The 21,733-nt window shown below is 61.5% G+C and carries 14 protein-coding genes, 1 tRNA gene and 2 pseudogenes; 8 read left to right on the forward strand and 9 right to left on the reverse strand.

What is annotated here, in order from left to right:
• Window positions 1–6 precede the first annotated feature (6 nt).
• Together HUU99_RS08885 and HUU99_RS08890 are read left to right on the forward strand one after the other, a co-directional pair.
• Window positions 7–97, forward strand: a tRNA-Ser gene (locus HUU99_RS08885).
• Between the two features lie 142 nt (window positions 98–239).
• On the forward strand, window positions 240–1,628 hold the full coding sequence (locus tag HUU99_RS08890) for a sodium:solute symporter family transporter (protein WP_174286226.1): 1,389 nt from the start codon (window positions 240–242) through the stop codon (window positions 1,626–1,628).
• Window positions 1,629–2,105: 477 nt separating this feature from the next.
• On the opposite strand, the gene HUU99_RS08895 is transcribed toward HUU99_RS08890, so the two are convergent.
• Both HUU99_RS08895 and HUU99_RS08900 read right to left on the reverse strand, forming a co-directional pair.
• Window positions 2,106–2,789, reverse strand: a complete 684-nt coding sequence (locus HUU99_RS08895; protein WP_174286244.1) for a TonB-dependent receptor domain-containing protein — start codon at window positions 2,787–2,789, stop codon at window positions 2,106–2,108.
• Window positions 2,790–4,187: 1,398 nt separating this feature from the next.
• The gene (locus tag HUU99_RS08900) at window positions 4,188–6,224 is read right to left on the reverse strand and encodes a M13 family metallopeptidase (RefSeq protein WP_174286227.1); all 2,037 of its coding nucleotides are present in this window, start codon (window positions 6,222–6,224) and stop codon (window positions 4,188–4,190) included.
• A gap of 648 nt (window positions 6,225–6,872) precedes the next feature.
• Between HUU99_RS08900 and HUU99_RS08905 the strand changes: the two genes are divergently transcribed.
• From HUU99_RS08905 to HUU99_RS08920, 4 genes and pseudogenes are all read left to right on the forward strand, one after another.
• Complete coding sequence (locus HUU99_RS08905; protein ID WP_254603063.1) at window positions 6,873–7,526, forward strand: ParB-like protein; 654 nt, start codon at window positions 6,873–6,875, stop codon at window positions 7,524–7,526.
• A gap of 165 nt (window positions 7,527–7,691) precedes the next feature.
• Window positions 7,692–8,714, forward strand: coding sequence for a hypothetical protein (locus tag HUU99_RS08910; protein ID WP_217430805.1), 1,023 nt, complete (start codon window positions 7,692–7,694; stop codon window positions 8,712–8,714).
• Window positions 8,715–8,935: 221 nt separating this feature from the next.
• Window positions 8,936–9,199: pseudogene (locus HUU99_RS15880) on the forward strand (VirB3 family type IV secretion system protein); the annotation flags it as partial.
• Window positions 9,194–10,393 (forward strand): annotated as a pseudogene (locus HUU99_RS08920) (hypothetical protein); the annotation flags it as partial. The pseudogenes HUU99_RS15880 and HUU99_RS08920, both read left to right, overlap by 6 nt.
• A gap of 165 nt (window positions 10,394–10,558) precedes the next feature.
• Here HUU99_RS08920 and HUU99_RS08925 read toward each other — a convergent pair.
• From HUU99_RS08925 to HUU99_RS15800, 7 genes are all read right to left on the reverse strand, one after another.
• The gene (locus HUU99_RS08925) at window positions 10,559–12,148 is read right to left on the reverse strand and encodes an AMP-binding protein (RefSeq protein WP_174286229.1); all 1,590 of its coding nucleotides are present in this window, start codon (window positions 12,146–12,148) and stop codon (window positions 10,559–10,561) included.
• A 127-nt stretch (window positions 12,149–12,275) separates the two neighbouring features.
• Entirely contained in the window at window positions 12,276–13,103 is an 828-nt protein-coding gene (locus HUU99_RS08930) for an SDR family NAD(P)-dependent oxidoreductase (RefSeq protein WP_174286230.1), read from the reverse strand.
• 15 nt (window positions 13,104–13,118) lie between these two features.
• Window positions 13,119–13,547 carry a MaoC/PaaZ C-terminal domain-containing protein gene (locus HUU99_RS08935; RefSeq protein ID WP_217430806.1) on the reverse strand — a complete coding sequence of 143 codons (429 nt, stop codon included), beginning with the start codon at window positions 13,545–13,547 and terminating at the stop codon, window positions 13,119–13,121.
• Entirely contained in the window at window positions 13,540–14,001 is a 462-nt protein-coding gene (locus HUU99_RS08940) for a MaoC family dehydratase N-terminal domain-containing protein (protein ID WP_174286231.1), read from the reverse strand. Before HUU99_RS08940 ends, HUU99_RS08935 begins: the two co-directional genes overlap by 8 nt.
• Before the next feature lie 6 nt (window positions 14,002–14,007).
• Entirely contained in the window at window positions 14,008–15,195 is a 1,188-nt protein-coding gene (locus HUU99_RS08945; RefSeq protein WP_174286232.1) for a lipid-transfer protein, read from the reverse strand.
• Between the two features lie 29 nt (window positions 15,196–15,224).
• Window positions 15,225–16,382: an acyl-CoA dehydrogenase family protein gene (locus HUU99_RS08950; RefSeq protein ID WP_174286233.1), complete on the reverse strand. Its 1,158-nt coding sequence runs from the start codon at window positions 16,380–16,382 to the stop codon at window positions 15,225–15,227.
• A 359-nt stretch (window positions 16,383–16,741) separates the two neighbouring features.
• Window positions 16,742–17,401, reverse strand: coding sequence for a TetR/AcrR family transcriptional regulator (locus HUU99_RS15800; RefSeq protein WP_368039942.1), 660 nt, complete (start codon window positions 17,399–17,401; stop codon window positions 16,742–16,744).
• 391 nt (window positions 17,402–17,792) lie between these two features.
• Between HUU99_RS15800 and HUU99_RS08960 the strand changes: the two genes are divergently transcribed.
• Window positions 17,793–20,057, forward strand: a complete 2,265-nt coding sequence (locus HUU99_RS08960) for a TonB-dependent receptor (protein ID WP_174286235.1) — start codon at window positions 17,793–17,795, stop codon at window positions 20,055–20,057.
• A 27-nt stretch (window positions 20,058–20,084) separates the two neighbouring features.
• Window positions 20,085–21,611: a carboxylesterase/lipase family protein gene (locus tag HUU99_RS08965; RefSeq protein WP_174286236.1), complete on the forward strand. Its 1,527-nt coding sequence runs from the start codon at window positions 20,085–20,087 to the stop codon at window positions 21,609–21,611.
• The last annotated feature ends 122 nt before the right edge of the window (window positions 21,612–21,733 follow it).

Here is a 21,733-nt window from a genome sequence, read left to right on the forward strand (position 1 = left end):
CACAGCGGAGCGGTGGCCGAGTGGTCGAAGGCGCTCGCCTGGAAAGTGAGTATACGCCAAAAGCGTATCGAGGGTTCGAATCCCTCCCGCTCCGCCAAAAGCCATTGTTTATTAAGCATTTTTCTATGCTACTGAACTGGCAACCCGGTCTGCAACCCTGTTTCATACCGGACAGATGCGGTCAAGCGTGGCCTGTAGCGGGTGATCTGAGGCAAATCCGTCATACCCCGCTGCTTAGGATGCAGGTGGGAGTCCGCTACGGCGAAGGTCGCTTGGTGCGACAATACCGGTCGTTTCAGGCGATCCTCGAAGGCCTGCTTCTCAACGCTCTAGTACTGGCCTCCAACGGCTATGCATTTTGCCTGATGCTACGGTCCATGCTCGAACGCTGGCACCTCGCCGGCAGCTTGGATCTAGCCGGGCTTCTGATGATCGGCTTCTTCGCAGCGGCCGCCGCCTATGCCGTGATCGTAGGATTTCGCGGCCTTGCCCGATCGGATGCGGTCGGCTTCTTCGCCGTCATCGTCGCCGGCATCATGCTTGCGGCTTTCGTGCTGGCCCGGCTGCCTGACGGGTTGTCGAGTCTCGCGACGAAGGAAGCGGTCCGTGCTGGGCAACCCGTCTTCGGCGCTTGGCCCAACAAGGACGCCTTCGGCCCGCTGCTCCTGCTTGCGGTCGGCTGGTGGCACTCCGCGCCCGGGCGCGGCATGCTGATACAAAGGGTCGTAGCGTCGCGGGACGAAGCCTCCGCGATGAAGACGGTCGGCGCCTTTGCGGCATTACACTACGTCGTCCGCCCCTGGAGCTGGTACGTCGTCGGTGCGGCGGCGCTGCTCTACCTGCCCGCCGGCGCCAACCCGGAGGGCGCACTTCCTCTGATCGCTGGTCGCCTCCTCCCGCCAGGCTTCTTTGGGATGATTCTCGCGGTCACCACGCTCGCCTTCATGGGCTGCGTCAACAGCCGCCTGAACTTCGGCGCATCCTACATCGTCAACGATGTTGCCGCCCCCCTGCTGCCAAGCGTTGGCCCGGTATGGATGCGGCTGATCGAGATCGCGACCGTGATCGCATTAACGATCTCGGCTGTGTTCCTCGTTCGCGCAGGCATCGTCTCTCAGATACGGGCTCTGTACCAGTTCCTGGCCATGATGCTCGCCGGTACAGGCTTCGTCGCTATCGCAAGGTGGTACTGGTGGCGCACCACCATAGTCTGCGAAATCGCCTCCCTAAACAGCGCGGTCGTGGTGGCGGGCGTCGCCGCTCTCCTCTTTGACATCGCGCGTCCAACTGAGTTCGCCGAGGCGGTCGCGGTCAACTTCCTCGTTGGCGCGGTAACTACCGTTGTGGCGGCGCTCGTCGGCCGGCCGACCGCGTCCGAGGTGGTTCGGCACTTTAATGACAAGGTGTCTCCGGGCGGCCCAGGCTGGCCTCCGCTCGGATCGAGGGAAGCAAATGCGTTCGGTATCCTGGCAACCCGTTGGCTATTGGCGACGGGCGCCCTGTTCGCGATTGTGGCGGCGGGCTCCCGCCTGCTCGCGTTGGCCTACCGAGACGCCGCTATCGCGCTCGCGGCGGCCGGAACATGCCTGCTGATTACCGCCATCTTGCCGGCAAAGCGGCTCGTTTGACGCCCGTCAGGCAGGAGGGCCAACTTGCCGGGCCTGGGAGAAAACCTGCGCGATGGGTAGGGACTGCCCTGTCCGTAGACCCTAAGTATAGAGTTGAGGCCATCGACCTCGCGCCCGATCTGCGCGGCCGCCCCGTCGTCCGGCGCAACTCGGTCAGCCGACGCGACCGGCGCGGCAGAGGCGAGCAACTTTCGCTCGTCGTCGGTCCAGATCGAGGCCGCGATGACGCAGCGGGCATCCTGCCCGCACCGTTCGATCCGGATGCGCCTCGCGTCCAGCATGCGCCGCGCCGCCCCCTCCAGCCGATCACCCCGGATCGACTGGACGAAGGGGAATAGCGCAGCCGCCATCGCGGCGGAATGCACATCCCTTACGGGTAGCGGCCCGGCTTCGGGCCGTGCGGCGACGAGGACTGTCGCCAACGCGAGCGAGGTCATCGCCGTCATAAACCCGTGTTGAAACAATGCTTCGGTCCGCTCAGAACTTGTACCGTAGCTGGACCAGCACCTCCCGGCCGTCGATCGACCGCGCGAGCTGCGGCCCCGGGGCGGGGATCCCGGACCCGAACGAGACCCGCGGATTGATCTCGGTTATCCCGATCTGGTCCGTCAGGTTCGTGCCCGACACCAGCAGGTTCCAGTGGTCGCCGTAGGTAGCCTCAACCCCTGCGCTAAGCGCGTAGTACGGGCGGAGCGCCTGGGCCTGGAGCATGTCGCTATAGCGGTGCCCAACGTAGTCGAGATTGTCGAAAATCCTCGCGGTCCCTCGGCCGAAGTCGGCCTTGTAGGCGGGCGAGATGCGCGTCTGGAAGTCCGGCTGCCGCGCAAGCTTCTTGCCGGTGAAGTTATCCGCCGCGACGCAGTATGTCACCGGAGTGACGCCGCCGGTGTAGTAGATGCATCCGTTAGTCTGCGTATACGTCCCGGTTGCGTAATTGCCCGTCGCGGCTAGGGTGAGGCCCCCAAGCGCGCTACCGCGACCGAACGGGGTCAGAACGAGCGAATACAGCAGTCCCGGCGTGTTCGACCCGTAGACGATCGTGCCAATGCCGGTTGTCGTCGTTCCGGGAACCGGAATGCCAGTGATCTGAACAGGCACGTTGCGGAACGTCCGATAGAAGCCGCTGATGTCCGCATACAGGAAGTCTGTGTTAATCTTGATGCCCGCTGATAATTATGAGCAGTCTGCAGCGGCCCGTAATTATTCACGGGCAGGCCGAGGACGTCCGACATCGACAGGAAATGAACGCCCTTGTTGGCGCGCACGTAGGCGCTGAACCGGTCACTGAAGGTGTAATTGAGGCCAGCGGTCCACGAGAAGCCAAGCTGGTTGAAGTGGTAGCGTGTCGAGCCCGTTCCGGTTAGGTAACGACCCGTTCCCCAAAGATCGGTAGCGTTGCCCGTCAGGTTGGTCGAGGCGGTGTTCTGGAGATACTCGTTGAAGCTCTGGTTTTCGCCGCGCCCACCCAAATCTAGCAGGAAGCCACCGAACTTCCAGCTGTCGCTGATGAAAAGGGCGTTATTGACGCCGCTGCCGCTCGCCGACTGGAGGCCGGTCGCGCCGTTGACGAACCCTTGCGCGTTCGTGAGCTGGTAGTTGGTCGTGCCGTTTGTCAGACTGACCTGGACCGGCGTCGGGTTGTCCTGCGCCTGGAGCAGGATATCGCCGCCCGTGTAGGAGAGCAGGTTGATGTCGTAGATCGAAATCTTATGACCAAACGTGACCGTATTGCCCGGGAAGACGTCAACGCTCAAATGTATCTCGTTCGAGGCGTCGTGAAATGCCTGCCGCAGGTAGCGCGTCTCGGCCTCCAGCACGTTCTGCGCCAGCGGGACGGCCGAGCCGTCCGTGGTAAGCGACGCAGTGATCCCGGTTATACCGGTCAGCTTGAGTTGGGTCTGGCGCAGCGTGACGAAGGACTGCAGGCTCTGCGGATTAATCGGTGAGCTGTAGAGGGCGTTGTTGAAGACGATGCCGCGGGTTACGTTGAAATTGTCGAGGATTTGGACGCCGTCGCCCGCCTTCAGCTGAAGTTCACCGCCAAAGGAGCCGCCGATCGCTCCGCGGCCGTCCGCACCGTTGCTCCTCAGCATGCCGGGGGCGCACCCGGTACCCGTACAGGGCGCGATGGGAAGATCGAGGTACTGGTTCGCCCGGCTGCTGAGCGTGCTCGTCAGGGCGCTGAAACCCGGACACGAGCCCTTTCACTCACCGCTCGCTGCTCCTCGTCGTCAACGAGCGTGGCACGGTGCGGCTGCCGTAGTGCCTGTCGAAAGAGGCCAAGGCGGCACTTGCCACGCTGGACGCGCATGGCGAGCGGACGGCCGTCTGCAGATCCGTGGGAAAGTAGGTTGTTCAAAGCCGCCAGCTTGCTGCTCGATCAAGGAATGGCAGGTTTAAGGGCAGCGCTGAATCAAGCCGAACGAACGTGATGAAGGCGCGAAGCTGCCGCCGACGCGTCGATGAACGAAAGGCGAATATCGAAAAACGCCGTGGTACCGCTGAGCGGCCGACTATGGGTCTTACTGTTTAATACGACGGATTCTCAATTACGTCCGATTACCAGATGTGCACCCGCTGCTCAGGCGCGAGGTAGAGAGTGTCGCCCGGCTTTACGTTGAACGCTCGATACCAAGCATCAACGTTGCGGATGACGCCGTTTACCCGATCGTTGGGTGGTGAGTGCGGATTGCTCGCGAGACTTTGACGCAGCAAATCTTCGCGGAATTTCATTCGCCATGCTTGCGCATACGCGAGGAAGAAGCGTTGATCGCCTGTCACGCCCCCGATCACGGGCGCCTTCCCATGCCGCGCCTGATACCGCTGGAACGCAGCATACGCCGCCTCCACGCCGCCAAGATCTCCGATGTTCTCGCCCAATGTCAGCTTGCCATTGAGCTTGACGCCCGGCACCGGCTCGAACGTACTATATTGTGCAGCTAGCGCTGCAGTTCGGGTCTCGAATGCCTTCTTCGCATCGTCGGTCCACCAGTTTTCGAGCTTGCCCGTAGGGCCGAACTGGCTTCCTTGGTCATCGAAGCCGTGGCCCATTTCGTGGCCGATTACGGCACCGATGGCACCATAATTGACGGCGGCATCGGCATTGGGGTCGAACATCGGCGGTTGTAGGATGCCGGCCGGGAAGGTGATCTGATTGGTCTGCGCGTTGTAGTAAGCATCCGACGTCTGCGGTGTCATTTCCCACAACCCGCGATCCACGGGCTTGGGAAAGCGCGAAAGGTCAAGACGATGCTGGAACTCTTCTGAACGGATGACATTGCCGAGCAGGTCGTCCCGGTCGATGACCAGGCTCGAGTAATCGATGTACTTGACGGGATGGCCGATCCGCGGATCGAACGCCGCGAGTTTGACCAGTGCAGCCTGTCTGGTCTTCGCATCCATCCACGTCGATGCGTCGAACCGCTCCTTGTAAGCGGCCCGTAAGTCTTCGATCAGCTCGCCCATTTTGGCTTCGGAGGTCGGCGGGTAATAACGCTTCACGTAGATCTGGCCGACCGCTTCGCCCATTTGCTTATCGAGCAGTGCTACGCCGCGCTTCCAGCGCTCGCGTTGTGCCTGTGTGCCGGAAAGCGTGTGCGAGTAGAACTGCCAATGAGCCGTGTCGAACGCGCTGGACAGATACGGGGCATTACTGGCGATGAACCGGAACGCCAGATAGTCCTTCCAGGTTTGAAGCGGGGTCGAAGCGAAAATCTTGCCCAGGGCCGTGATGGCGGAATTGGTAGCCATGAGGATTTGTGGAGAGGCATCGAAGCCGCTGGTCTTGAGCATCAGCGCCCAGTCGAACTCGGGCGCCTTGGCCTTCAGGCCGGCAAGCGTCTCTGGATCGTTCATGCGCGGAATGTCCCGCAGTTCCTCGGGCGACCATTGCGCATTGGCCATTGCGGTCTCCAGGGCGAAGATCCCCTCGGCCTTGGCGCTTGCATCCTGGATGCCGGCAAGCGTCAGCATCTGCTGTATTAAGGCGCGGTAGGCGGTTCGGTACGCATCATAGCGCGCGCCGGTCTTGATGAAATAATCGCGTGGCATGCCGAGATCGCTTTGCGATACGGCTGCAACGTAACGTGTCGGATCCGCCAGGTTGGGCGTGTCGTTGACATCCACCGGGGTTGCATAGCCAGGCGTGGCGAATAGCACCTGAAGGTCGGACGTGTTCCTCACGGCCGCTATGCGTTGGAGATACGGTGAGAGGGGTGCCGCACCTTTGCGCTCGAGCGCGGCGGTGTTCATCCAGCTGGCGTAGAACCCGCCGACCTGTTGGCCGACCTGCCCGAACGTTGCCGAATGGGCCGATACGTCGTCCAGGATCGAGCGAACCTGAATGTCGATCCCATCCACTACGTCGATGAACGCGCCAGCCATTGGGCGATCGGCGGGGAAGGGTGTACGCTTGTCCCAGCCGCCATTGGCGAACGACCAGAAGTCATCGCCCGGCTTTATGGCGGGATCCTCAGCAGTCAGGTCAACGCCGAACTTGCCATATTTGGGCGCGGTTGCCTGCTGTGCGATAGCTGGCATCGCGGTCGCGAATGCCAGAGTGCCAAGCCCCAACTTTGACCACGCTCTGATTGTCATCTGCGCGCACCTTTATCTGAGTCGAAGGAACGTAACTGTCGGGGCGAGACTTCGCAATACAGCCCGGGATGGAGTCCGATTCGACGCTGTCATCGCTCTTTTGCGCCCATTCTCGGGCTTCCCGCCCTATTTGCCGTGCGCTCGCGCCTTATGGGGCCGGCATGACCTGGACTACGGCCCTGCGCGCCGTTGCCGACCAGTGGCTCGAACTCGTTCCAGCATGGCGCATGTTCGGACGTCGGGTCGCGGCGCGCCTGCCTAACCATGGCGACTGCGCGCAGCTGTTTGCTAGCATGGACATGATCCTTCCGGGTATCGCGACCGCTGCCGGCAAACCGAGCGCAATACGTTGCCCTTCGAACAGCCAAGTTGAGAATCAGTGCCAATGAACAGATGTTGGAAGTTGGGCATCGCGAAAGGACCGCTGAACGTCTGCTTCTCGGTCTCACAGCGCTACGACATCGGCGATCTCGACTCAGCATCAATAGCTCCCGTTCAACGCGAAGCTCGAGGACTGTCAGGATTTCCGTGTGTGGGCGGGCGGTTTAACATTACGCCGCCATGGCCCTGATCAAGGGCTCGTCGAAGATGACGGCGATGTTGCACTCGGGCGAGGTCAGACCCGATAGATGACCGTCATGGGCCAGCATGTCGTGGGAGCACGGCCAAGAGGAGGACAAACGCATGGCAAATTCGGTGCCGATCGGGATCCAAGTTGAAGAGCTGCGGCCGACCCAGATGACCGTCGGGCTGCGCGAGGTCGAGCAGAAGCGGCGGCACTGGCGCGAGGCGGACGAGAAGGGGCGCTCCCGCCTGCTCCGCCGCCATGTGCTGCCGGCGGTAATCGGTCCCAAGGACCGGACCTACATCGTCGACCATCACCATTTCGCGCGGGCGCTGCTGGAGGAGAAGGCCGGCGGCGTCGCGGTCTACATCCTTGCTGACCTGTCGAGCCTAGCCCGCCGCGAATTTTGGACGTTCCTCGACAACAGCGCCTGGTGTCACGCCTACGACGCCAAGGGACACCGCTGCAAGCTGGAGGCGATCCCCAAGCACCTGTCCGACCTCGCCGACGATCCCTATCGCAGCCTGGTCGGCGATCTCATTCGCGCTGGCGGGGTTGCCAAGAGCGGCAAGCCGTTCGCGGAGTTCCTCTGGGCGGACTTCCTGCGTCACCGTGTCGACCGCGAGCTGGTCGATGACGACCCTGCCAAGGCGCTCGCCACCGCGTTGGCGCTCGCGAAGGGCGACGCGGCCGCGAGCCTGCCGGGCTGGTGCGGGCAGAACCGAGCCGGACTCTAGTCGCGACGACTGGCTTCGCTCCGTCCGGAGCGGATCCGGGCGCGCCGCTGCCGAGGGCCGTTCAGGTTGCGGACTGATTGATTGCGCTAGCCCGGTGAAAGGAGGCTCGTCGTCATGCTACTCGCCCGCTACGCCTTGCCGTTTCTACTGCTCACCTCAGCCGCTGTGCCGCCGCAGCCCGGGACCGCGCTGCCGCTGTGGCACGCCGGCATTGCCGGCGACCTCGCGTTCGAGACGAGCGCGTTCCTGCAGGGCATGGCCTACGCGCATCCCGAGAGGGCGGCGGACCAGCAGGCGCCCGACGGTGCCTACGGCCCGCTCAACCGAGCGTGGGAGGCGGGACGGGGCGACCGTTGGCTGATCGAGGAGCAGCGCTACGCCATCGATGCGGTGATCGCCGGTATCGGCCACCACCGGCAGGACGTGGTCGAGCGCGGCGAGCGGATCTTCGACTGGGGCTTCGCGCAGGAGCGGCCCGACGGCTCGTTCGACTGCCCGGAACGTTTCCACAGCGCGTCCTTCTTCGTGGAGGCGGCCGCGCATGCCGCGCTGCTGCTGCGCGCGTCCGACATGGCGGCCGCGAACGAGGCATGGGTGGAGCGTGTCGCACCCCGGCTGCACCAGGCGGCGCGCTGGATGGTGGCACCCGCCAACGCTGCCCCGGGGCAGGCGCACGATGCGCCCTATACGCATCGCTTCTACCTCGACGCCGACGCGCTCGGCGAGACCGGGCTGCTGACCGGGGACGCGGCGCTGATCGCTGCCTCGCGCGGCTATGTCGAGCGCGGGTTGGCGCGACAGGACCCGAGCGGGTTCAACCCGGAGAAGGGCGGCTCCGACACCAGCTACCACGCGGTCGGCCTGCTGTTCGCGGCCACCTACTACACGCTGGTCGCCGACGCGCCGCTGCGCGCGGCGATGCGGCCGATGGCGGATCGCGGGCTCGCCTGGCTCGCGGCGCGGGTGCGACCGGACGGCACGGTGGACCAGACCGGCAACACCCGCACCGGGTTCGGTCAGGAGCGCGGGCCGCAGGGCAACCTGAAGACGATGAGCTACGGCTCCGCCTACCGCGCGTTCTACTATTGGGGCATGATCGAGCGCGATCCGCGGCTCGCGGCAGAGGCCGCGCTGCTCCACGCTGGCCAGCAGGTGGAAAACGCGCAGCGCAAGGCAGCGGGCGCCTGACCTGCCCGGCGCGATACGGACCCGTCGTGTGCCTCAGATGAACCGGCGTCCGATCCGGGGAGTGCTCAAGCGGGCCTAAGCGTCCGAGTGTGGGTCTTCGCCACCGCGAACGGACCGGCAGGGAGCGATCCCGTTACGATCGTTCACGCAATCAGCCGACTTCGTCAACAGGGGGCGGCGTCGGTCACAAGTGCGTCACGAACCAGCGAGTGGTCGCGTCCATGACCTGCAGGGAACCGGAGCACGTCGGACCAGTGAGAGGTGACCAGCCGTTCGTCCACAACGCCCGCGACCAGCGGCGCGATGTCGGGGCCGGCATCGCGATCATCAACGGGACGATCGCCGCCGCTTTGGGTCTCGGCTTGCAGCAATGGCTGGTCGGGATCGCCATCTGGGCGATTGGTCACAGCATCGCGGTCTTCGCCGCCCGCCGCGATCCGGACTTCATGCCCGTGCTACTGCGCCACCTGCGCCAGAAGGGATATCCGGAAGCTGCGTTTCCTGATGCCGCCTCGTGGCTCGTCGACCAGGAGCGGCGCGCCGGCTTCGAAGCCGAGGGCCAGCATTTCGAGAGCCGCTTCCATGGGACGCTGACCTGGCTGCCGCCCGCCGACAGCAGCGACGCGGCGGGACGCACGCTGGTCGAGCAGCCCGACGACGCGAAGGGCCGGGACTGGCGCGCCAGCCTCGCCGGCTTCGTCGCCGAGACCGACCGCGTGCTCGACCTCCTGTCCGGTTTCATGCCCGAGGTACGGGCCTTAAGCGACGCCGAAACGCTGACCTATCTCCACGATACCATTTCCAGTCGTCGCCACCCGGTCGCCGTGCCGGAGACACCGATCTACCTCGATGCGTTGCTCACCGACACGCCGCTGGTAGGGGGCTGGAGCCGAAGCTCGGCAATCGGCATTTGCGCACGCTGACCGTGCTCGGTTTCCCGAACGTCAGTCGGCCCAGCATCCTCGATGCGCTCAATGACCAGAATTTCGAATATCGCTGGGTCACGCGCTTCAGCGCGCTCGACAAGACCGACGCGACCAAGACGCTGACCAAGCTCCGCCGGCAATGGTTCAACAAGCGCAAGTAGATCACCGCGCTACTGCGCGAGGTGATGTACAACCAGCCGGCCCAGCTTCTCGACAGCGACGCCGACAACAAGGTGGTCGATGCGGATCTTGCGCTTCAGGCGCTCGGCGCCGACATTCTCGCCTTCGGCTACCTGACCACGACGATCACGGTGTCGGACCCCGATCGTACCATGCCGAGGACAAGGTTCGCGCGGTCGAGCGCATCGTCAACGGGCTCGGCTTCACGGCCAAGCGCGAAGGCGTCAACGCGGTCGAGACTTGGCTGTCATCGCTGCCAGGTCAGGCTTACGCGAATGTGCGCCAGCCGCTGGTTCACACGCTCAACCTCGCCCAGAGGAACGCACGCTGACCGGGCTCGCCATGCTGCTCCAATCGAATGCGCTGCGCACCGCGCTCACGGCCTATACGCTCGATGGCCCCTATGGCCGTCTCCTCGACGCGGCCGAACAGCATCTCGTGCTTGGCCGTATCCAGTGCTTCGAGACCGAAGCGCTGATGGGACAGGCCGGCGTCGTCGCGCCCGTTCTGACCTATCTTTTCCACCGTCTCGAGGAGCGTTTCGACGGCCGAACTACTTCGCTGCCGCAGGATACGATGCAGAATGATCAGAAACCGCTCTAGCCCTAATGAACGGACGGGAATATGCCTACGGTTGCCGCGGTGTCGTTCAAGCGTGATCCCGGCCACATGCGTCGCAGGCTGTTCGTAGACCAGCTGCCGATAATAACGTGTAACCGTCTTCTCCGCGACTTTCATTCAATCGATCTGATTGAGATCGATAGTCGAGGGCGTCACACCCGCCTTTTTGAGCTCAAGCTTTTTGACCTTCTCGGTCGCTGTTTTCGGAAGAGCCTTCATGAACTCCACAAAGCGGGGCTGGGCGAAACGCGGCATGTGATCGCGAGCATGCGATCTTATTGAGGCGCTGGTCGCAGGTGATCCCGGATCTGGGATGATTGCCAGCATGATCTCATCTTCGGAGCCAGCCGCTTCTGATGGCACGGCATAAGCCGCAACCTCGACCACACCCGCCAGTTGCGACATGATGTTCTCGATCTCGACGGCCGAAATATTCTCGCCTCGGCGACGGATACAGTCCTTAATGCGGTCGACGAAGGTGAAGTTACCTTCTTTGTCGACCCGCCCAGCGTCACCGGTGTGGAACCAGAGACCACGCCACGCCTCGACCGTCTTTTCCGCCTGATTGTGATAGCCGGCCATGAATGCCTGGCCCACGCGTGGACGAACCACGATTTCACCGATCTCACCGGTAGCGACCGGTAGGCCGGTGCCGGCGTCCTGGATCTCGACCTCGAAATATTTAGACCAGGCCTTTCCACATGTCCCTGGTCTCGGGTCTTTCAAATCGACGAAAAGCGGAATGTTGCATTCCGTCATGCCAAATCCGCTCATCACCTCGCGAATACCAAAGCGATGACGCCACATCCGGTCGTGATCGGGGTGGTTTGGTGCGGTAGAAAGGAGCCGAAGGCGATGATCTCGATCTCCAGGGGTTTCCGGTTGGGCGGCCATGTACGCGTTGATGACGCCGAGCGTATTCGTGACGGTTGCGCCGCTAGTACGGATGTCGTTCAGCCAGGAGGACACTGAGAACCGCTCCGCCAATGTAGCGGTAGCGCCCGCTATAAGGACGGCACCCAACTGTATCATCAACGCATTGACATGAAAGAGCGGAAGGCAGATGTAATAATGATCGTCCGCCGTGATGCCGACATTCTCCACGCTACCAAGACTGAACAGAAAACAGTGGGCGTGCGGCATGAGGACACCCTTGGGAGCGCCGGTCGTTCCCGAGGTATACATGATACCAGCGATGTCCGTCGAGGCGGCGAACGGACCCTCATATCGCGCAGCGCTACGCCAGGCATCAAAGGGCAGACCCACATCCGAGACGCCTTCCCCATCTCCGACGATCAGGATCTGTTCAAATTCCGGCAGGTCTCTTCCAAGTCCCGCAAGGCGTCTAACAAGAGAATGATCGACGATGAGAACGCGCGGTTCGGAGTCACGAAGCGGATGAAGTAGAAACTGACCCATCAGTTCTGGGTTCAGAAATACGCATGTTGCGCCAAGACGCTCTAACCCAGCCCAAGCTCGGATGAAGTCAAGCGAATTCGGGACCAGAATGGCGACGCGGTCCCCCGGTCCAATGCCCATGCTTGCCAACATTCCCGCCACCTGCGCGGCGTTATCGGCCAATTGAGAGTAGGACAGGAATTCGCCGTTCACCATCGACACCGCTCGCGCGTCGCCCTTCGCCTGAGCCTGCTCGGCGATTACCCTTGAAAGCAACCAAGTGCTCGGATTGTCGATGCCGGAGTACATGCGTTGCCTCTTCATGATTAAGACAGGTCAGGTCTGGAGGTGAGGCAGGAGGTTTCACCTGTGCCGAGGGCCTCTCAAGTCGATCCCATATCTCCGCTGCAAACGGTTCGCATCATCCACAGCAGCGTCAGGTATTGATGCCGCCGCCCACGATAAGCACCTGGCCGCTCACGTAATCGCTCTCCGGGATACAGAAGAGATAGATGCTGCCGGCGGCCTCCTCTGGGGTGCCTGCTCGTCCGAGCGGCACCATCGTCTTCAAGGTGTCGAGCATGGCGCTTGGAACACCGGCCTGGATCTTCCGCCCTTCGATCTCGATCTGCGTCGCTGGATCATCGTTCGCCTTGGTCAGGCGCGTTTCGATGAAGCCGAAGGCGACGCAGTTCACACAGACTTTGTAGCGGCCCCACTCTTTGGACAGGGTCTTTGTAACCCCCACCAACCCCGCCTTTGCCGCCGCGTAGTTCACCTGACCCGCGTTGCCGTTGGTACCCGTCATCGACGAAATGTTGACCACCTTGCGGATGACCTCGCGTCCTTCCGCCGCTTCCTGCTTTTGGAGCGTGCGGATCGGCTCGGCCGCGGCTCGCAGGATGCGGAACGGCGCGATCAGATGGACATCAAGCATCGACTGGAATTGCTCATCTGTCTGCTTCTGGATGACCCCATCGCGCGTATAGCCGGCGTTGTTGACGATGATGTCGAGGCCGCCGAACTCGCGCAGAGCGGTCTGTACAAATCGCTCGCCGAAATCCTCCTCGGTGACATTTCCGACACATGAAACCGCGCGGCCACCGGCCGTCTCAATGGCGGTCACAACCTCGGCCGCCGGCGCTTCGTCGAGGTCATTGACGACGACGCTGGCCCCCTCCGAAGCTAGTTTCAGGGCGAGAGCACGCCCGATGCCCCGGCCCGAGCCTGATATAATAGCGGTCTTGCCCAAAAGCTTACCCATGGTTCAGTCCCTTTTTTACGATGGCAGAAGCACGACGGCTTCGCCGTCGAGCGTCTGCAGGTTCTTGTCAGCCCAAGCCCCGATCTTCAGCCGCGCTAGACGGCCTTCCCGCTCGTCGAGGATCTCGACGAGCTCACCTCGGCAATGCACGGTCGCGTGGACCGGGGTGATTGCCGTAAAGCGGACGCTCCAACTCCTGAGACCGTCGCTGGAGACCCACTGGACCAAGGCTTGGGCAAGATATGCCATGCACAGCATGCCATGAGCGAACACGTCGTCCATGCCCGCGGCCTTCGCGAAGTCGCTGTCGATGTGCAGGGGCACGTAGTCGTTCGACGCGCCCGCGAACAGGGCAAGCGTAGCGCGCGTTATCGGTCCCTGAACATAGTCCGGGAAGTGGTCGCCCGGCTGCATGGCCGCAAGCGTTGGTGAGAACTCATCCATTGACGATCACCGTCGTCGCGCTCATCTCGATGCACAGCTCGCCGGCAGCATTCACGGCGCGCGTGTCCTGGACAATGAATTCGAGCGCTCCCCCGCGCTTCTCGTAAATGTCGCTCGTCGCCGTCGTCAGCGTCAGCCTGTCCCCGGCGTAGACCGGCTTGTGATAGACGTATTTCTGTTCGCCGTGGCGGACCCGCGCCATGTCCACGCCAATGCCTCCCTCGCGATCGAACACATTCCCGCGTTTTGCCGGAGCGCTGTTGAAGAGGCAGAAAAGGTAGGTGGGAGGAGCCAGAACGGCTGGGTGACCGGCGGCGCGCGCTGCGTCGTCGTCGGTGTAAAGCGGGTTCGTCTCGTTCGTCGCATGCGCGAAGAACCTCAGAAAGCCACGTTCGACGTCGACGGTGCGTGGTTCGGACACGACGCCGAGATGCTTGGCACGATCGATCGGCATCCGAGATCAGGCCGTTTTGCCGTAGAGCGTCACCACGCACGCGCCGCCCAGGCCGAGATTATGCTGGAGAGCGAAGCGAGCGCCTTCCACCTGACGCTTGTCGGCCGCCCCGCGCAGCTGCTGGGTCAGCTCGTAGCACTGAGCCAGTCCGGTTGCGCCGAGCGGATGCCCCTTCGACAGCAAGCCGCCCGAAGGATTGGTTACGTGCTTGCCGCCATAGGTATTTTGCTCGTCGCGGATGTACCGCTCGGCACCGCCCTCGCCGCAGAGACCTAGCGCCTCATAGGTGATCAGCTCGTTGGCGGTGAAGCAGTCGTGCAACTCGACGACGGGGATGTCGTCCGGCCCGACGCCCGCCGCCTCATATACCTGGCGCGCGGCATCCTTGCTCATGTCATAGCCGATGTTCTTCATCATCGAGCGCTCCTCGAACGCGCTCGGGAAGTCGGTCGTCATCGCCTGCGCGACGATCTCTACCTTGGCATCGAGGTTGTGCTTCGCCGCGAAGGCGGGAGAGACCAGCACGGCAGCGGCAGCGCCACAGGTCGGCGGGCAGGCCTGATAGCGCGTGATTGGGCCATAGAGATGCTTCGACTCCATCACCTCCTCAAGCGTCAGCGGGTTGCGGAACAACGCCAAGGGGTTGTTGGCCGCGTGGCGCCGGGCCTTAACACTTATCAGCCCGAACGTGTCGTCGCTGGCACCGTACTTGGACTGATAATCGACCCCTCCGCCGCCGAATTGCTGAGCAGCCATTGGCGATGTGTCGTCGATTGCTTGCATCTCGGCCTGCTTTGTCAGGTGATAGTCGAGGGTCCGCTTTCGATCGTTGAAAACCATGCCCAACGCGCCCGGCAACATCTGCTCGAAGCCGACGGCCAACGCGCAGTCCACCACTCCCGCTTCGACCATTTGCCGCGCCAAGTACAAGGCGGTCGACCCGGTCGAGCAATTATTGTTGACGTTGACGATCGGGATGCCAGTGACCCCGACGCGATACAAAGCGGATTGGCCTGCAGTTGAGTCTCCATAGACATAGCCGACATACGCCTGCTGGACCTGATCGTACGACACTCCCGCATCGGCGAGTGCCAACCGAACAGCCTTCTCGGCCATGACATCCCAATCTTCGCTCTGACCAGGCTTTGTGAACGGGATCATTCCCACTCCAGCTACTCTAACCTTCACAGTCATGCTTCAATATCCTTCCCTCGCGCCGCGTTTCAGAGAGCGCGCGCGATGATTACCTTCATAATCTCACTTGCTCCGCCGTAAACGCGCGAGACACGGGCATCTGCGAAAAGCTGAGCGATAGGATACTCGCTCATGTAGCCGTATCCGCCGAAGAGCTGCTGGCATGCATCGATGACGCGGCACTGGGTCTCGGTCGTCCAAAGCTTCGCCATGGCCGCCGTAGGCCCATCGAGTTCACCCGCCAGCAGCCGCACCATCATACCATCGACGAAGGTGCGCGCTACAGTCGCTTGTGTCTTGGCGTCGGCAAGTACGAATTGTGTGTTCTGAAAGTCCATTAATGTTTTGCCGAAAATGTTGCGTGTCCGCACATAATCGACGGTCAACTCGACGGCGCGCTCCATGTTGACGGTAGCATCAAGCGAGACCAACATCCTCTCCCACGCCAATTCGTGCATAAGCTGGGAGAATGCTTGACCCGGTAATTCCCCAATAAGGTTCGAACTAGGGGCGAATACGTCGTCGAAGAATAGCTCGGACGTATCCTGCGTGTGCATCCCGAGTTTGTCGAGGTTACGTCCCCGCCTGAAGCCATCCGCCTGATCGGTTTCCACGACAATCAGAGACAGACCTCTTGCGCCTGGTTCGTCCCCGGTTCGCGCGACGACCGTGACCAGGTTAGCGTTCTGGCCATTGCTGATAAACGTCTTTTGCCCATTGATTTGATAGCCGCCGGCGACACGTCTAGCCGTGGTTCGGAGGGCTTTGAGGTCCGAGCCACCCTGCGGCTCGGTCATGGCGATCGCGCCGATCAACTCGCCTTGTGCCATCTTCGGCAGCCAACGCTGCTTCTGGTCCTCCGTGCCGTATGCGAGGATGTAATGCGCGACCACTGCAGAACTGGTGCTGTTGCCTACTCCGAAGCCCGTTCCGTGACCAGCGCGTGTCATTTCTTGATGAATGACAGCCTCGTGCGCATAGCTTCCGCCCCCACCGCCATAGATTTCGGGTATGCTGGCGCACAGGAGCCCCGCCTCTCCTGCCTTTAGCCAGGCCGCGCGATCCATCATTCGATCTTTCCGCCAGCGAGGAACATGCGGCGTAAACTCCGCTTCGATGAAGCGAGCCACGTGCTCCTGAAGCATCGCGAGTTCGTCATCGATCCAAGGCGAGCGGCCAAGAGCCATTGCGTTCGTTACTTTCTCATTGGGATCGGGATCAGCGATTTGGTGCGGTTAATCGGACTTGTGGCCGGGATGTGCAGTTATCGAGCGTCGGCGAATGTGCGCTTTCCGGCTCAGGCAAATACTATTCCAGCCGCGTTGGGCAGGACCAGCGCTCCGAGACTGCTTTCAGCTCGACCATTGCCGTCTATTCGAAGCTGCTCTTTCATCCAGACTCCTATCCCGTTTTTTCCTTCACCGAGGTCTGCGGGTCGCCCCGCCAGCGAGTAGCGAGCTACATTCGTCAGCGCGCGATTCGTCGATCAGCCCCGGTTAGTGCTATTCGGTAGCCTGGTTACCCACCGGTCGCAAGCTGCATTTCGCTACTCGCGTGGCTTGAGGCCCATGGTCAACTGGTTAACGAAAATCTCGCTGAGCGCCGTAGCACTAAGGTCCGACCCTGATTTATACCATCGGGCGATGCCGCTGATTGCGCTCGCCAACATCAAGGCGCTCAGGCGGACGTCACAGGGCGCTATCGAATGGTCCGCCACCCCCTTAGCGAGCAATGTCCTGATTTGCCGGTCAATCGCTCGCTTTCGTCGCACCACCTCCGTGGAGTTCGGCTCACTTAAGTCGGAGTCGTTCAACAGGACGGTCGTTTTCCCGGAGTCCGTCGCCACCCATTCCACCATGCGGCGCAACATTGCCCGCAACTGGTCGAGCCCGGAGGAGTGAATGTCCGCACCAACGTCGCTTAGTATTCGATCGAGCCCACGCGAGGATACCTTCATCATTAGGTCCTCCTTACCAGAGCAGTAATAATAAAGGGTTGGCTTTGTAATGCCGAGCCTATCTGCGATGCTCCCGAGCGACGTACGGTGGTAGCCGTTCTCACTAAAGGCTGCAGCTGCCGCATCCAAAAGCGCCTCGATCTTTTCCTCGCGCTCCGCGTCACGATCCCTCGTACTTGCCCAAGGAGACTGTTTTGAGGCTCTAGTCATCGAATTCCCACAACCTTCTGAAGCGCACAAGGACGGCATGGCCGATGCAGCCCGGTCCGCTGAGACCTAGCCGGGCACTATGTAAACTTGGTGCCGGCCCGCCGCACGATACCGGTTTCGACGCTTATAGCTATCGCCTGGGAACTCAGCATATCGTGAGGGAACCATCGCTCCATAAAGGACGCCGAGGCATGCAAGCTGCCGAGGAGCAGCGGCTGCACTTGGGCGCTGGAGATCCTGAGAGCGCACGCCGCGGCATGCCTAAATTATGTGCCGGTGGATTGATGGCGACAACAACGCCCTTGCATCGAACCAAGAGTAGCGTTATCGACCGCCGGGTAACCTGTGCTGTCAGTGCGGGAAGAACGGCGTTTAACGGCAGCCCATCGAGAAGCTGTCGCAAATCAGCAAGATTGCGAAGGAGGGGACAGTGAAGATAAACCTGAGAACGGCTTTGCTTTGCGGCAATATGGTGATGCTGGTTCCAGCTATGCCGGCTTGGGCGCAGGATCAGAGCACCACCCCAGTGGCGACGCCCCCCACGACCACGAATCAGCCGGAATATGGTCAGGATATCATCGTCACGGCGAGTCGACGCTCGGAGTCAATACGCAACGTGCCGGAACAGATAACGGCGTTAACCGGTGAAGACCTGTCGAAGCGGAACGCCAGATCACTGGACGAATTCGTCGGGTTTGTGCCAGGCCTCAATATTCAATCCGATACTCCCGGCTCGAACCTGATCGTCGTGCGCGGGGTTACGACCGGCTCGCAGCAATCTAACGCGGTGGGTGCGTACCTCGATGACGTCCCGCTGAACAGCTCGAGCGGCTTCGGTCAAGGTCAACGCCAGTTGAGTATCAACGCCTTCGATCTGGACCGGATCGAGGTGCTGAGCGGCCCACAAGGGACGCTATATGGCGCAAGCTCGCTAGGCGGGACGATCCGGTACATCACGGCAAGGCCCCAGTTAGATCGACCTGCGGCACGACTCGAGGGTGAGGTCTCATCGACCGACCACGGCGGCACGAACACCAGCGGCCGCGGCATGATCAACATGCCCCTTGTTCAGGACCGACTCGCCTTCCGGGCGAGCGTCGTCCAGCAATATGACACCGGCTTTGCCGATGATCCCGTTCTGGGACTGAAGAACCAAGGCGACAACCGGGTCATTGCCGCTCGGGCTTCGCTGCTTGCTCAGGTCACACCCGATCTGGATGTCCAAGTCACTGGCCTTACGGAAGACATCGTCAACAAAGGTATTAACTCGGTTGATCGTGACCCGATCACTCACGCCTTGACACCGGGCGAGGGGACCTACCAGCAGAGCTACACCCTTCCGCAACGGAACGATCAGTCGATCAAGCTTGTCTACGGCACCGTGAATCTGGACGTGGGCTTTGCCAAATTGACCTCAATCACATCATACCAACGCGAGCAACTCTCAAGTGCTCTTGATATCAGTACTATTTATTCAGGCCTGTTCGGGACGCTACTTGGATTCGGGCCGCTTGGCGTCAATCCTTACCGCGACAATCTCGAGGTGAACCTGAAGAAGTTTACCCAAGAGGCGAGACTCGTCTCGAATCCAGGTCGGGTGTTTGATTGGGTCGTCGGCGTCTACTACACAGACGAGAGAGCCGGAACGGCGGTGACGGTGCTCAACCAGGGTGATCCGAGGGGTTTGCTCCTCGGTTTCCCAATCTTTACCGGCTCTATTCCCACGACCTACCGTGAGATTGCGGGTTATGCAGACGGCACGTTGCACTTCACACCGCGGCTGGATCTGACCTTAGGCATACGTTACAGCCACAATTCCCAAAGCTTCACCGAAAGTCTGACAGGACTTCTCGGAAACCCGCTAAATCCTAATGCGACCAATACGATCGGCGCCGCTTCGAAAGAGAACACAAAGACGTATCTGATCAACCCTCGCTTCAAGGTCAACGATGACGTTTCGCTATACGTCCGCGTGGCAAACGGCTTCCGCCCCGGTGGACCGAACTACGTCGTGGCCGGAGGCACGCAGGAGCCACGTTACCAACCTGATACGCTTTGGACCTATGAAGTCGGCGCAAAGGCTTCGTTGCTCGATCGCCGGTTGCAGGCAACTTTGGCGCTCTACGATACCGAATGGTCCAAGATTCAAGTCACTGCGGTGGTCTCGGGCGTGGCTCAGCTCACAAACGCTGGCGACGCCCGCATCCGGGGCGGCGAGCTAGCCCTCAGCTATCGTGCCAGTCATGCTCTAAGCCTGAATGGTTCGCTGTCGTACACGGACGCCAAACTGACCACGACAGCGCCGCCGCTCGGCATCACCTATGAAGGCGCGCGCCTGCCGGTTTCTCCCCGTTGGGCGTTCGCGGTAGGTGCTGACTATTCTGTCGATCTCGGCAACGGACACCAAGCCAGATTGAGTGTCAGCGACCGATATCAAGGCCCGCGCTACTCCGGATTTGTCGGCAGCACCGCAGTGCTCCCTTACCGGCTAAACGCCTTCAACCTTGTCGACGCTGACCTGTCCGTGGGTGTCACGACAAACCTGGAGGTCGGCGTGTACGCGAAAAATCTCCTGAACTCGCATGGCGAAATATATGGGGATCGAACCAATGACCTCTATGTCCCGAGCGCGCCGGCGAACGTCTCCCTGACCCGACCCCGCACGATCGGACTCCAGGCCCGTCTGAAGATTTGAAGAGGACCGATCGAGGGGCGATGTTCGATGCTGGATGGTCATAAGGTGCTCTGTGAAGCGGAGACAACGTCTGGTCGAGTGATCGGTCTTGATCATGGATCAGTTCGATCGTTCAAAGGACTCCCGTACGGAGCGCCGACATCCGGCTCGAACCGCTTCATGCCCCCCCGACCGGTCGAGCCGTGGAGCGGTGCCCGGCCGTGCTTCGGTTATGGTGCCGCATCACCGCAGTTACCTGTCGACCCTCTTAATACCTTTGCGAACCTGCTTCAGTTCAATCTGTCTTCCTGCGTCGGGGGAATGAGCGAAGACTGTCTGAATCTGAGCCTCTGGACGCCGAAGCTGCGCGACGGTGCAAAGCGGCCCGTGTTGGTGTCGTTCCATGGCGGCGGATTTGGCGCAGGTACAGGCAGCTTGCCGCTTTACGACGGTGGTCAGCTCGCGGTCCGAGGGGACCTTGTCGTCGTCAGCGTTTCGCATCGGTTGAATGTGCTCGGTTTTTTGGACCTCACCGAGTTCACCGCATCCGAGGACTTCAAGATGTCCGGAGCCGCGGGCCTGCTCGATCTCGTCGCGGCACTGCGATGGGTCCGAGAAAACATCGAAGAGTTCGGTGGTGATCCGTCCAACGTCACGATCATCGGGCAATCCGGTGGTGGATGGAAGGTAAGTTGCTTGTTCGCAATGCCCGCCGCGCAAGGGCTGTTCTCTCGGGCCATCATCCAGAGCGGATCGCTGCTTCGTGTAAAGACCAAGGATGAGGGCGCTGCGGTCGTAACAGCACTCCTGGCTGAGCTGGGGCTCGCCAAGGGGGATGTCGCGACGCTTCAGACGCTTCCATGGACGACCCTCCTTGAGGCGAGCGTAAAATGCGGGCTTCATCTGTTCGACCCCGTACTCGGTGCCGCCCTTCCCCTTCAGCCGGAGGAAGCGATCATGAGCGGACACGCGGCAGACGTACCCGTGATCGTCGGTACCACGCTCGATGACGGAGCATTTCTCTATCCGGATCATACCCTGACATTTGAGGCGATGCGGAACATTGTGGAGCAGCGCTATGGCGGTCACGCTGGCGCACTGCTCGAACTCTATGGGCGCTTCCGTCCGGGTAAATCCCCCTACCTGCTGCTTGGTGAAATCGTTACCGATGCCGGGTTCCGCCGCTACGCGAACCGGCAGGCCGAGCTCCTGGCCGGTGTGGATCGCTCCCCGGTTTACGCCTATCGTTGGGACTGGACGACACCGGGCTTCTCCGGCGTCTTTGGGGCAGCTCACGGCACCGACGTGGCGGCGGCTTTCCAGAACCTTCAGGACCCGCTGCTGGGTGCCGGTCATCCGGAAGGAGTCAAGCTTGCCCGGCTCTTCTCACATGCCCTGATCAATTTCGCAAGGACCGGCGAGCCGGGTAGCGGCGAAGCGGCATGGCCGCCGTTCGATGCATCGCGGCGCGCGACGATGATCTTTGGGCAGGAGAGCGGCGTCGCCGATGATCCGGATGCCGCCCTGCGGACGTTCTGGAACGGTATGCCGATGGCCGCCACGGTATACGGTTGATGCTGATCATCGGTCCCACATGGTTGCCGTTGGCTCGAAGACGGCATTCATCTGTCGGTCGGGACGTCATTGCGACAGCTCGACATACCGAGCCTCACGAATTTCTTTTCAATGGGAGAGCG

It is taken from the genome of Sphingomonas bacterium, from assembly GCF_903642285.1.
Classification (GTDB): domain Bacteria; phylum Pseudomonadota; class Alphaproteobacteria; order Sphingomonadales; family Sphingomonadaceae; genus Sphingomonas.